Here is a 13525-nt window from a genome sequence, read left to right as displayed (position 1 = left end):
TCGGCGAGCGGGATCACGGCGTTCCGTCAGCGGGGTGACGGACGACTTCACGGGCCACCGGAACGATCTCGTCCAGCCGGGCGAGGTCCCGGTCGGGGCGCTCGTCCTCGGCGTCGATCCTCGCGGCGACCTGCGCGATCGTCGGTTGGCGGAAGAACTGCCGGAGTCCGTACTCGATGCCCCACTCGGCCCGCACGCGCGCCACGAGCTGCATGGCCAGCAGGGAGTCGCCACCGGCGACGAAGAAGTCGTCGTGCACACCGGTCCGCCGCCCGCGGAGCACCCGCGTCCACAGCCGAGCCAGCCGCCGCTCGGTCTCGGTACGCGGCGGCGTCCCGGTGCCCGGCAGGGGGATCTCCCGGCCGGGGCGACCCGCCAGGGCGCGGCGGTCCGTCTTACCGGTCGCCGTGGTCGGTAGCGCGGGCAGCAGCACCAGACGATCGGGAAGCATGTAGTGGGGAAGTGTCGCGCGCAGCGCGGCATGCCAGTCCCGCGTCTCGGCGGTCTCGGCGGCGGCGACGAAGGCATGCACCCGCCGGTCGGTGGGATCGCTGTCGTTTACGACCGCCACCGCGTCGCGGACGCCCGGCAGGCGCCGCAGGGCCGCCTCGATCTCGCCCAGCTCGACCCGGTACGCGCGGATCTTGACCTGCTGGTCGGCCCGGCCGAGATACTCGATCCGCAACCCCTGCGGCGTCCGGCGGAAACGCGCCCGGTCGCCGGTCCGGTACATTCGGGCGCCGGGCAGCGGGCTGAACGGGTCGGGCAGGAAGACCGACGCCGTCCGGCCGGGATCGCCCAGGTATCCGCGAGCCACCGTGGGGCCGCCGACGAAGATCGTGCCGGGCATTCCCGGCGGCACCGGCCGCAGCGCCGGGTCCAGGAGATGGACCGTCATTCCGGGCAGCGGTTCGCCGATGAGCACGGACGTGTCTTCCGGCCAGTCAGGCGGGCAGACGAAGTAGGTGCTGTCCACGGTTGCCTCGGTGAGCCCGTAGCAGTTGACCACCTCAGTGTCCGGCCCGCCGAGCCGCCGGAGGCGGGCCAGCTCGTCCGCGGGTACGGTGTCGGACCCCACGATGACGAGCCGGAGCCCGCCGAGGCCCTGGCCGCTGCGCTCAAGGTGCCCGGACAACGCCCGCAGGACGGTCGGTACGAAGTCCGCGACATCCACCCGTTCGTCCCGGATCAGGGCGAGCAGCCGGTCGGGCGAGAGCAGGAACTCGCGGGGGCAGACCACCAGCTTCGCCCCGGACGTGAGGGACCGGACGAGTTCCCCGAGGAAGCCGTCGAAGCAGAAGTTCGCCATCTGCAGGTGCGACCGGATCCGCCCCCGGAGCCCGAACGCGTGTTCCCACGCCAGGCAGGTGCCCAGCAGGCCACCGTGGGTCGCCATGACACCCTTCGGCTGTCCGGTCGACCCCGAGGTGTAGATGACGTAGCTCAGCTGCCCGGCGGCCGTGGTGCGCGGCGGCCGATCGGTCGGCAGGTGGCCGAACGCCGTGTGGTCCGGGTCGACGGTCAGCACGTGCCGCCGGTCGTCGGCGAGGTCGCCGGCGAGCTGCTCCTGGGTGAGCAGGACGGTCACGCCCGCGTCGGCCAGGATCGCCTCCCGCCGGGCGGCCGGCATGTCGGTGTCGACCGGCACGTACGCTCCGCCGGCCTTCCAGACCGCCAGCACGGCGACGATCGTCTCGACCGAACGCTCCATCAGGATGCCCACCCGCGTCTCGGGTGCCACCCCGAGCTCGCGCAGGCGGTGCGCGAGTTGGTTCGCCCGCTGGTCCAGTTGCCCGTAGCCGAGCCGTACGCTTCCGCAGACGACCGCCTCGGCGTACGGGTCGGCGTCGGCGATCCGCTCGAAGAGATCCAGCGCCGACGTTGCCGGCGGCGCGACGACGGGCGCCCCGGTCGACGCGGCGGCGACCACGGACCGTTCCGCCGGGGTGAGCACGTCGAGGTCCTCGATGTCCGCGTCCGGCCGCTCGCACATGCCGACGAGCACGCTCTGCCAGTGCCCTGCCAGACGGTCGATCGTGGCCCGGTCGTAGCTGCTGGCCCGGTACCGGGCGACGAGCTCCAGGGCGCCGTCGTCCTCCACCACGTCGAGGGTCAGGTCGAGCTTGGCCAGACCGAGCTCGACCTCCCTCAGTGAGGCCCGCAGGCCGGCGAAGGAGTGCCGCTCGCCGGCGCCGGCGACGTACTGGAACAGGATCTGGAAGAAGGGGCTGTTCTCCAGGTCCCGCCCGCCGCCCAGCGCGGCGACCACGGAGTCGAAGGGGACGTCCTGGTTGTCGTATGCGGCGAGGCAGGTGTCGCGTATCCGGAGCAGGGCCTGTCGTACGGTCGGCGCGCCGGACAGATCGGTGCGCAGCGCCAGGGTGTTCAGCAGCGGCCCGACCATGTCCTGGACGTCCGGATCGTCGCGCATCGCGATCGGCGTGCCCACCGTGATGTCGCCGCGTTGCAGGTAACGCGACACGGTGATCTTCAAGCCGGTCAGCAGCACCATGAACAGCGTGACCCGCTCGGCGCGGGCGAGGGCCCGCAGCCGCCCGGCGAGGTCGTCGGCGATGGCGTACCGGGCGTGTCCGGCGGCGTGCCCGGCATCGGTCCTCGCCCCGCGGTCCGCTGGCACGCGGGAATCGCCGGGGATGCCGTCCAGTCGACCGCGCCAGTAATCCAGCTGACGGTCATGTCCGGCGCTGTTCCGCCATTTCTCCTGCCTCGCCACGACGTCCGAGAACTGCGGCCGAGAATGTGTCGGACGGAATTCGCCATTCTCCGCGAGGGCGGCGTACAGATCGCGGAAATCGCGGAACACCACCTGCGCCGACCAGCCGTCGGAGACGATGTGGTGCACGCCGAACAGCACGATGTGCCGGTCGGTTTCCGTGCGGATGACCGCCGCCCGGAACAGCGGGCCACGCTGAATGTCGAATCTGCGATGCGCGAGTCGGTCGACCAGGCCGCCGGCGGTCGTACCGCGTGCCGGGTCCGGCAGCGCGGAGAGGTCGATGAACGGTATCGCCGCCGGTTGGTCACCCGTCGACGTGTCGATGGCCGGCTGGCCGTCCTCGTCCCGGAATCGGGAACGCAGGATGCGGTGCCGGCGGACGACCCCCTGCAGCGCCCGGACCGCTAGCGCGGGGTCGAGCGGGCCCGACAGGTCAATCGCCGAATAGCTGTTGTAGACGGGGACGCCGGGCGTGATCTGGTCCAGGAACCAGAAGCGCCGCTGGCTGGCGGAGACCGCCTCCGGCCGCGACGGCACCTCCGTTCCTTCGTCCGAACGCTGCATCAATCGGCCTCGCGAGTCCTGATCGCCAACAATTCATGAGGTGGACGTTAATTGGCTGCGGCCACTCGGACGCCGCTATCGGTCGTGCCGCCGCCGAAATCGCGGTGCACGATCGTGAAGACCGACCCAGTACAACAAGGCCCGCCGAGTTTCGTCAAGCGCCTGCCACGGCACCCTTGCCAAGATCTGAAAGCCGCCATCAGACATTGGCGCTAATCGACCATTGACGGGGTCGGCATCGGCTGGACGCGAGCGTTGGGGGCGGCTACCCTGACTTGTCTGCGGAGGCTCGGGGGGCGACGTGGAATCGATCCGGCTCGTGGGTGCGGACCTCGCCGTCGGCGAGCCGATTCTTCCTTTGCTGGGCGCCTCCTTCGGCCGGTTCGGGGAGCGGCCCGCCGTGTCCGATCCCGGCGGCTGCCTGACCTTCGCGGACCTGGACACCGAGACCCGCTCACTGGCGGCGGAGCTGCGGGCGGCCGGCGTCGGCGCGGCGGAACCGGTGATTATCCAGACCGCCGCGTCCCGGTGGGCGATCGTCGCGATGCTCGCCGTGCTGCGGGCCGGCGCGCAGTACGTGCCGGTCGACCGGTTGTTTCCCCGCCGGCGGCAGGAGGACGTCATCGTGGCGAGCGGGGCGACCTGCCGCATCATCGAATCCGAGCACCCCGACGCCGGACTCCGGATCACGGGCGCCGCCGCGGGGTCGTCCGGAGCGTCCCCGCGCGCCCGGCCGGCGGGGGAGTCCCCGGCGTACACGCTGTTCACCAGTGGCTCGACCGGTACGCCGAAGGGCGTGGTGGTCACCCACGACGGCCTCGGATACTCCACCCGCGCCCGCATCCACTACTACCCGGAGGCGCCGTCGGTCTACCTGCTCTGCTCGTCGGTATCCTTCGACAGCTCCGTGGCCGGCATCTACTGGTCGCTGGCGACCGGGGCGCACCTCGTCATCCCCGCCCGCAACCCGCTCGACGCCGAGGCCATCGTCACGGCGGCGGACCGCTTCCGCGGCTCCCACCTCCTGCTGCTGCCCACCCTCTACGAGGCGGTACTGGACACGGCCGGCCCGAAGCAGCTCACGAGCCTCAGCACGGTCATCGTCGCGGGGGAGCCCTGCCCGCCGCGCCTCGTCGGCCGGCACTTCGCGCGGCTCCCCGGTGCGGCGCTCTACAACGAGTACGGACCGACCGAGGGCACCGTGTGGACGATGGTCCACCGGTGCCGTCCGGCGGACGCGGGCTCGTCCGACGTGCCGATCGGCCGGCCGATTCCCGGGACGACCGCGTACATCGACCTCGACGGCGAGCGGACCGGCTCCCGAACCGGTGAACTGCGGATCTCGGGCCCGGGCGTCGCAGCCGGATACGCGACCGCGGCCGGTGGGCTCGCGCACTTCCCGGACGTCGAGGGGGCGCGAACCTATCGGACCGGCGACATCGTCAGCCTGGATGCCGAGGATCTCGTCCACTTCGTGGGCCGCCGCGACACCCAACTCAAGATCGGCGGTATGCGGATCGAGCTGGCGGAGATCGAGCAGGCGATCGTACGGCGCGTCGGCGGGCGACCCGCCGCCGTCGGCATCGCCCGCCGAGGCTCGACGGTTTCCAGTCTTGTCGCCTTCGTGGCCTGTGCCGACGCCCGCGAGAGCCTGCCCGACCTGCGCCGGCTGCTCCGCGACGACCTGCCTCGCGGCGCCCTGCCGAGCCGCTGGGAGGCGGTCGAGGAACTGCCGAGACTGCCGAACGGCAAGCTGGACCGGGCCGCGGTCGACCGGATGGCCGCCGACTTCCTGTGTCGCCCGTAGGGCCCGCTGCCCCGCCAGCACTGACGGGTGTCCTCATGACCGTCAGCAGCTATCGCCTCGGCGGCAACAAGATCGCCTGGTACTACGTCATCGACCTGGCACCAGGGCAGGACGGGAAACGGCGCCAGCAGAAGCGTCGCGGTTTCCCCAAAGCCGCAGCGGCTGCTGAGAAGGCCGAGCTGCAGTCCTTCGGGCATGCCGCCTGGCCGCCGACGGCAGCGTCGCCGCTGAACTGCAGAGCTGGCTGGACGAACGCGAACTCGACGTCGAAGAAACCACGCTGTGCAACTACCGTGCGAGGTTGCAGCCTGCCCAGCTCCGCCGGCAGCCGGGCGGTTACGTCGGAGTAAGCCGTCAGGAGACGGTTCGCCAAGACGTCGCCGACATCTGACTCTTCCTGCACCCCGGGAAGGGGATCTTCCTCTTCCCCGGCGCCCTGTTTGAAGCAGCGGCATTATGTGCTGATATGAGGATAATGTCAGCTCTGGTAGTACTCATGATCGCTGTTCTGGCGGGCGGCTGTGACGCGGCGGAGAGGGAGCCGAGAGGCGGGCCACCCCACTCCTCCACCGCCGCCACCAGCCCCGGACCCCGAACCACACTCACCGTGGTGGCGGCCGGCGACCTGCTCGTACACCCCGCGCTCACCGAGCAGGCAGCCGCCGATGCGCGCCGAGCAGGACGCGATGGGCACGACTTCACCCAAGTGCTCGCCGCGGTCCGCGCCCGCGTGAGCGCCGCCGATCTGGCCATCTGCCACATGGAGACGCCCCTGGCCGAGCCGGGCGGTCCGTTCACCGGCTGGCCGAACTTCAGCGTGCCTCCCGCACTCGCCGACGCCGCCGCATGGGCAGGATTCGACACCTGTTCCACCGCATCCAACCACTCACTGGACGTCGGAGCCGAGGGCATCGCCCGCACTCTGGACAACCTCGACCGGGTGGGCCTGCGGCATACGGGCACGGCCCGCACTGCGGCGGAGAGCCAACGCCCAAACGTCATGGACGTGGGCGGCGTGAAGGTCGGACAACTCTCGTACACCTTGAGCTTCAATGACATCCCACTGCCACCCGGACGACCATGGGCGGCCAACCTGATCGACGCGGACGCCATCCTCGCCGAAGCACGGCGGGCCCGCGCTGCCGGCGCGGAGATCGTCATCCTGTCGATGCATTGGGGTACGGAGTACCAGAACGAACCGAACGCCGATCAGGTCGACCTCGCGACCCGACTACTGTCCTCGCCCGACATCGACCTGATCATCGGCCATCATGCGCACGTGGTGCAGCCCTTCGAGAAGGTCGGCGCGAAGTGGGTCGCCTATGGCATGGGCAACCTGACCACCCGGTTCAGTGACGGCTCGGCGGAAAGTACCCAGGACGCGGTTGTTCCTGAATTCACCTTCACTCGCACCCCGTCCGGCGGTTGGGAGGTCACCGCCGTGACCGTGCTGCCAACCTGGATGGAGTACCGACCGACGGCCCGCGTCGTCGACCTGACCGCCGCGCTGAGTGACCCAGTGGTGCCCGCCCCGCGTCGGGCGCACTACGCCGCGATCGTACGGCGGATCAACGGATACGTCGACCTGCGGGGCGCCTTCTCCGCCGGGCTACGGATTCCACACTGAATCGCAAAACGGATACCCCATCAACCCCTGACGATGCGACGAGGACTCTTAGGGAGTGCGGGCTGCGGCAGCGGCTCAACGTGGCACACCCTGGCGTGGCGAGACGCTGCCCCAGGTAAGGGTGGACGGTACGAGGACACTGGCCCGGCTGCTGGCGTTCGGACCGATCAACTCGAGGGGCGGAAGCGGGTCCCCCTCCTCCCGGCTGGCGAGGAATCGCCCTTCGGACGTGCTGAGTTCCACGCCCGGCAGCACCACGAGCGGCGTGCCGCAACCGGATACGCCCAACGTTCCGGCTGTCATCGGCAATTATCCGATAGGGCTTCGCCCAGTTCGGAGCGGGTGTGCCGTGCCGCGATTGTCATGGCTCCGGAGTCGACCCGGGTTCGGCCGTTTTTTGCGGCGCGCCCTGCGGACTCATTCCTGGTGACCGTCGGGTCTCATGTGTCGGGAAGGCGTATTCGCTTGCATCAATCGGGCGGTGGCGGGTGTCGGTCCGTGGGTGACGCCGGGAAGAGTCGCGACCCATTCGTGCCCGCTGCCTCGCGTGTCGTTCCTCCTCGCCATTCGAATGAGATTCGGACGTATCCCAGGTTTTCCTGCCACCTCGCCGGCCAACTGCGGGCCGGAGGCGGGAGTGCCGCCCCGGTTCGGCGCCGAAGAGGGTGACCTGCCAGTCTTTCGTCCACTTTGGTAACTATGCATATTTTGCGGCCAAATTGTCGGTGGCGGCATTGGATGCTTTGCCAGGGCGTCGGGCGTGACTGATAGTTATCGTTTTGCCGGCGGTCGATGCAGATGAGAGGAAGCTGTCCGTTTGGATGATGTTTCCAAGAGACGCGGTGGACCGAGACTGTGCGAGTCACGGTGGCGTGGCGGGAAAATTATCCTTGTTTCAACCTAGGGTATTCATGCAGCTGGCGAGTATTGCGCGGATGGTTAGGGCTATTTTCGGAAAGGGTGGGAGCGCTCCTGTTCCCGCGCGGCAGGTCGGTCCATTTGCTGCGGCGCACCCTCTCCGGGTGGGACCGCGCGGTGGCCCGGTCGTCGAGTGGCCGCTGGCCGATGACCAAACGCCGGCTCGGCTGCGATCGCGCAGGGCACGGAGGGACGTTCGGTGAAGTACGGCATCCTGGGACCGCTGGAGGTGGTTCATGGCACCGAAACCGTGCAGCTCGGTGGCCCGCGCGACCGGGTGATCCTGGCGATGCTGCTACTCGAGGGCAACCAGGTGATCCCGGTGGAGCGGCTGATCGACGCGGTCTGGGACGACCCCCCGTCGACGGCACGCGGTCAGGTGCAGATCTGCATCTCCAACCTGCGTCGGCGGCTCCAGGCGGTCAGCGGGCGGGACCTGATCGACACCCGTAGCCCCGGCTATCTGCTCAATGTCGGTCCGGACGAACTCGACCTGCGGGTCTTCGACGCCCGGGTGGCCGAGGCTCGTGACACCGGTGGTCCGCTCGCCGCTGCCGCGTTGCTGCGCGACGCGTTGGCCCTCTGGCGTGGTCCCGCGTTGTCCGGGATGGACAGCCGGGTGGTCAACTCCTACGTCAGCCGGCTCAACGAGCGCCGGTTGGCGGTGCACGGCGAGTGCATCGACCTGGAACTCCAGGCTGGTAAGCACTACGAGCTGGTCGGCGAGCTGATCGAACTGGTGGACCAGCACCCGCTCCAGGAGCACTTCCGTGCCCAGCTGATGATGGCGCTGTACCGCTCGGGCCGGCAGGCCGAGGCGCTGGAGGGCTACCGCCGCGCCAGCGAGGTGCTGATGGACGAGCTCGGCATCAACCCCGGCGAGGAGCTGCGTCGACTGCACCAGGCCATTCTCGAGGGCGAGTGTCCGATTCCGCTCCCGCCGCACGGTTCCGCTGTCGCGGGGACCATCGCCCCGGCAGCGCAGGTGCGGTCCTTGGTGCCGAGCCTGCTGCCGGCGGCGATTCCGGACTTCACCGGCCGGGCCCCGATCGTCGGCGCGATCCGCGCCCAGCTGGGGGAGCAGGGGCAGGTTGAGCCCGATCGGCCGGTGGTGCGGGTCGGGGTGATCGTCGGGCCGGGCGGGGCGGGCAAGACCACGCTGGCCGTCCACGTCGCGCACCAGCTCGCCCCGGAGTTCCCCGACGGGCAGCTCTTCGCCCGGCTGCGGGTCGGTGACCGTCCGGCCAATCCTGCGGACATCCTGGAACGCTTCCTGCGGGCCCTCGGCGTGAGCGGTGCGGCGATGCCGGACGGGATCGAGGAACGGGCCGAGCGCTTCCGTGACCTGCTCGGCGGGCGTCGGGTCCTGGTCGTGTTGGACGACGCGATGACCGAACAGCAGATCGCGGTGCTGTTGCCGGGCACCGCGAAGTGCTCTGTGATCGTGACCAGCCGTCGCCGGCTCACCGGGTTGCCGTCGGTCAACCGGGTCGAACTCGGCGCGCTCAGCCGGGGCAACGCCGTACAGCTGCTCACCCGGATCGTCGGTCCGGCACGGATCGCCGCCGAGCCGTCGGCCGCCGACGAGTTGTGCCGGCTCAGCGGCGATCTGCCGCTGGCGCTGCGCATCGTCGGCGCCCGACTCGCGGCCCGGCCGCACTGGAGCGTGACCGACCTGCTCGAGCGGTTGGTGGACGAGTCCCGCCGCCTGGACGAGCTCAACCACGGCGAGATGGGGGTCCGGGCCAGCATCTCGGTGACCTACGAGGGGCTGTCCGCGGACGCCAAGGTCCTGCTGCGCCGACTCGCCCTGCTGGATTCGCCCAGCTTCGCGTCCTGGGTGGGCGCGCCGCTGCTGGAGACCGACCATCTGCGGGCGCAGGACGCGCTGGAGGAGCTGACCGAGGCGTACCTGCTCGACACCGAGCCAGGGCCGGCGGCCGGTCAGCTGCGATATCGCTTCCACGACATCACCCGCCCGTTCGCCCGCGAGAAGTTCGTCGAGGAGGGCCCCGAACAGCGGCGGGCCGCTCTCGAACGCTGGTTCGGCGCGCTGCTGGCGCTGGCCGGTGAGGCGCACCGCCGGGAGTACTCGGACGACGTCCTCGCCCCGAACAGCGGGGCCAGCCGTTGGCCGCTGCCAGCGCCGTTGATGGACCGGTTGCTGGCGGATCCGCTGGCCTGGTTCGAGCAGGAGCGCGCCACCATCGTCGCCGCCGTCGCCCAGGCCGCCGCCAGTGGGATGGTGGAGCACGCCTGGGACCTGGCGTTGACCGCGGTCACGCTGTTCGAGTCCCGCTCGTACCTCAACGACTGGCGGCAGACCCACGAGGTCGCGCTGAACGCCGCCTGCCGCGCCGGCGACGTGCGGGGTGAGGCGGCGATGCGCTACTCACTCGGCTCGCTGCACATGTTCGCCCAGCAGAACGCACCGGCGGCCCGGCAGTTCACGCGTTCCTACGCCCTCTTTGAAGAGTTGGGTGACCGGCTCGGCATGGCACAGGTGCTGCGGAACTCGGCCTACCTCGACCGGGTCAACGGCGACCTGGCCTCGGCCCGCGACCGCTGGGGCCAGGCGCTTGAGGCCTTCCAGCTGCTCGGCGACCGGATCGCCGAGGCGCACGTGCTGCACAACCTGGCTCAGATCCACCTTGACTACGGCGAACAGGACGCGGCCTACGAATTGCTGGTCCGGGCCGGGCAGATCTGCGAAGAGCTCGGCAACCGTCGGGTCGGTGCGCAGGTCCGGCACCGGCTGGGTGAGCTGCTGCTACGCCGGGGGGACCTTGAGGCAGCCGGGGTGGCCTACCGCGGGGTGCTCGACTCGGTGCGGGCCGCCGGCGACCAGATCGGTGAGTGTTACGCCATCCTCGGGTTGGCGGCGGTCGACCATCGACGTGGCGACCTGGCGTCCGCCGCCACACGGCTGGCCCGGGCCCAGGCGCTCGCGGTGGCCGCTGGTGACCGGATGGCCGAGAGTCGGGTGGCCCACGCGCTCGCCGACGTCGCGTTGGATGCAGGGGAGCTGGGTTCGGCCGCCGAGCACGCCGATCGCGCGGTGCGGATCTTCGGTGAGATAGGGGCCGCGCTGCTCGGTGCCAGCGCGATGGCGTTGCGCGGGCGGATCCACGTGGCCGCCGGTGAGCGGGCCGCCGCCCGGGCCGGTTGGGAGTCCTCCAAGGCGGTGCTGTCCGGGCTCAGCCTGCGCGGTGCGGTCACGCTGCAGGCGCAGCTGCGGCGGGATTTGTCCGCACTGGGCGGCGCGGATGCCGATCGGCCCGTCACACCGGTTGGATCAGGCGGTGTTCACGCCGGCCGGCCCGCCGGCGGCGAGGAGGCGACCGGGTCCGGGCCGGCCCCACGGGCCTGAGAGCGCCGCCGCGCCGGGATGGTCGTCCCTGACCATCCCGGCCATCCGGTCTCAGCCCCAGATCGTGTTGCGCTGCGGATCCGCGGGCGGGGTGGGAGATGCCGTGGGCGCTGGCTCCAGGGGTGCCGTGGGAGGTGCCGACGGGGCGGGCTGGTGACCGTGGCCGGGATCGGCCGAGGTGATCGGAGCGGCCCAGGACAAGCCGACGTATGCCACCGGTCCGGCCGCCACGGCGCCGAGGAGCACGACGCCGGCAAGGAACCTTCGGGAAACGTTGAACGCCATGGGTACCAACTCTCTGTGCGATAGCCGGCGTTGCCTACGACGGCTCGAACTGGATTGGCTCAGACGCTAGAAAAGCTGGCTATGGTTTCGCTAAAGGCCGGTTTTCGGTCCGGTATCGCCGCCGGCGTTGGTGCCATAGCCCACCAGGTGACGCCACTGGCTGAGGTTTGGCGCCGTCCCCACGACCAACCCAACATTCCATGAGGGACAACGAACGGCCAGTTTCTGTCGTCCACCCGGGTATCGATAACAAATCGATGAGCGAACGATATCGGCGTAACCGACCATCGTCCCTGCGGACGCCACCGGCGGCCGACCGGCAGCCGGACCGGCTGCCGGCAACGAGAGGTGGTCATAGCTCATGGTGCTCTCCGTCGAGGTCGTCGACTGTTCGTTCGGCATGGCCGCCGCAGACGTGGGCGTCGTGCTCACCCGGCAGGTCGGGCTGCGGTGGCGAGACCTGGCCAGTGGCCGCACCGGAACCGATGGTCGGCTCGCCATCTGGACCGAGCCGACCATCGACGCCGGCATCTACCAGCTGGCGGTCGACCTGGACGGCTACTACTCGATCCTCGGCGCCGTACCGCTGCACCCGAGAGCGGTGGTGGAGTTCCGCGTCGCGGACCCGGACGCCGACCTGCACCTGCCGCTCATGGTCACCGTGAACTCGTACCTGAGCTATCGGGGCTGCGGCTGACGGTGCCGGCGCCCGGACCGGCGCCGCGGGTCGCGGTACCGGTCCGGCCGTGCTCGACGTGGCGTCGCCGGAGTGGTCGCCGGTGCTCAGCGACCGGCCGGTGCCGGGCCCTGGCCGGGAAAGAGCGCCGGCTCCGGTACGACGGTGCCGGCGTCATCGAGGCTGCCGAGGCGGGCCTGTGGATCGGTGACCGAGCGTCGCACGGTCTCGGCGATCACCCGCAGGGCCCGCACGACCGCGTCCGCGCCGAGCACGTCGGGATCGACCCGCAGGGTGACGCCGATCCACTGCTGCCCGTCGCCGTGCACCCGGGCGTAGAACGGATGCCCGGCATTTCGCGGCGGAACGTCCCAGCTCAACTCAGCGGTACCGGCGGAGCGGGCGTCGTCCGGAACCTCGCGCGGCGGCTCGGAGATGTAGTTGAACCAGCAGTCGTGCGTGAACCGGGTGCCGTCCGGGCTGCCGATCTCCTTGGCCAGTTCCTCGGCCCGGTCGACGTCGTAGCTGCCGCTGCGGTAGGCCAGCATCGCGTTGAAGTGGGTTCGCTTCAGGTACTGCGCCAGCGTGCTGTCCGGATCGACCCGGCAGACCAGCGGGACCAGTTGGTTGAGGGTGCCGATCAGCGGCTGCCACTCGGGATCGAACCGGTTCGCCGACATCAGACTCATCATGATCCGGTCCCGGTCGACGAACTGGGCGAGCGCGACGGCGGTCGCCGCCATCACCACGCTCTGCTGCGAGACACTGTGCGCCTTCGCCGCCTGGGCCACCAGCACAGCGAGGTGGTGTGATCGGAGGGTGGCCTGGATCCGTCGCTCGGCCGCGCGGCCTGCCGGCGGTGCGGGCAGGTTGCGTACGGGGCCGTCGGTCAGCAGCCGCCGCCAGTAGGTCTCGGCACGTCGGCGACGGGACTGCCAGGAATCGCTGCGCTGCGCCAGGGCCAGCTCACGGCTGCGCGGCGCCGGTGCCGAGCCGGCACCGGGGTCGGTCACGACGGCCCGGAACTGCTGCTCCAACTCCTGGATCGCCCACAGGTCGACGACCATGTGCGACAGCGACAGGGCCAGGAACTGCGGCTGCCCCGCCACGCTGACGAGCCGGCCGTGCCAGCCGGGATCGTCGAGCACCGGGAACGGCAGCTGGTGCAGCGCGCGCAGGGTGGCGGCCGGGTCCGCCGGGTCGCGTACGGCGTGGTCGACCTGCTCGATCCGCAGCGGCAGCTGGTCGTGGATCCGCTGCACCGGCTGGTCGTCGACGACGTGATAGGTGGTCCGTAGCGACTCGTGCCGTCGCGCCAACGCGCCCAGCGCGCCGAGCACGGTGTCGGCGGTGAGCCCCCGGACGTCCCAGGTCGCCGAAACGTTGACCTCCATCAACCGGTCGGTGGCGAACGTCTCCATCGACCGCCAGGTCGACAGCTGTCCGTAGGTGAGTGGAGCGTCGATCGCCACGGTGACTCCTTCGAGGTCGGGGGTGGCCGCGCCCGGTCGAGACCCGGGCCTCGCCGGGCGCGGCGACGA

Annotated in this window: 7 protein-coding genes; 5 read left to right on the top strand and 2 right to left on the bottom strand. The window is 70.5% G+C overall.

Annotation, left to right across the window (positions count from 1 at the left end; translation table 11 throughout):
- Positions 1-13: 13 nt before the first annotated feature.
- Positions 14-3274 (bottom strand): non-ribosomal peptide synthetase, encoded by a 3261-nt coding sequence (locus ACPXCB_RS26155; RefSeq protein ID WP_425878309.1) that lies wholly within the window; start codon positions 3272-3274, stop codon positions 14-16.
- 328 nt (positions 3275-3602) lie between these two features.
- Here ACPXCB_RS26155 and ACPXCB_RS26150 point away from each other — a divergent pair, with 328 nt between their 5' ends.
- From ACPXCB_RS26150 to ACPXCB_RS26130, 5 genes are all read left to right on the top strand, one after another.
- Positions 3603-5108: an AMP-binding protein gene (locus ACPXCB_RS26150; protein WP_425878307.1), complete on the top strand. Its 1506-nt coding sequence runs from the start codon at positions 3603-3605 to the stop codon at positions 5106-5108.
- Positions 5109-5143: 35 nt separating this feature from the next.
- Positions 5144-5458, top strand: coding sequence for a hypothetical protein (locus tag ACPXCB_RS26145; RefSeq protein WP_425878305.1), 315 nt, complete (start codon positions 5144-5146; stop codon positions 5456-5458).
- 260 nt (positions 5459-5718) lie between these two features.
- A complete protein-coding gene (locus ACPXCB_RS26140) occupies positions 5719-6735 on the top strand; it encodes a CapA family protein (RefSeq protein ID WP_425878303.1) in 1017 nt (338 codons plus the stop codon).
- 1117 nt (positions 6736-7852) lie between these two features.
- Positions 7853-11023 (top strand): AfsR/SARP family transcriptional regulator, encoded by a 3171-nt coding sequence (locus tag ACPXCB_RS26135; RefSeq protein WP_425878302.1) that lies wholly within the window; start codon positions 7853-7855, stop codon positions 11021-11023.
- Positions 11024-11669: 646 nt separating this feature from the next.
- A complete protein-coding gene (locus tag ACPXCB_RS26130) occupies positions 11670-12005 on the top strand; it encodes a hydroxyisourate hydrolase (RefSeq protein WP_425878300.1) in 336 nt (111 codons plus the stop codon).
- Between the two features lie 86 nt (positions 12006-12091).
- On the opposite strand, the gene ACPXCB_RS26125 is transcribed toward ACPXCB_RS26130, so the two are convergent.
- On the bottom strand, positions 12092-13456 hold the full coding sequence (locus tag ACPXCB_RS26125) for a condensation domain-containing protein (protein ID WP_425878298.1): 1365 nt from the start codon (positions 13454-13456) through the stop codon (positions 12092-12094).
- Between the last annotated feature and the right edge of the window lie 69 nt (positions 13457-13525).

This window comes from Micromonospora sp. DT62 (assembly GCF_049847285.1).
Lineage (GTDB): Bacteria > Actinomycetota > Actinomycetes > Mycobacteriales > Micromonosporaceae > Micromonospora > Micromonospora reichwaldensis.
This window is presented reverse-complemented; position numbering and strand designations above follow the sequence as displayed.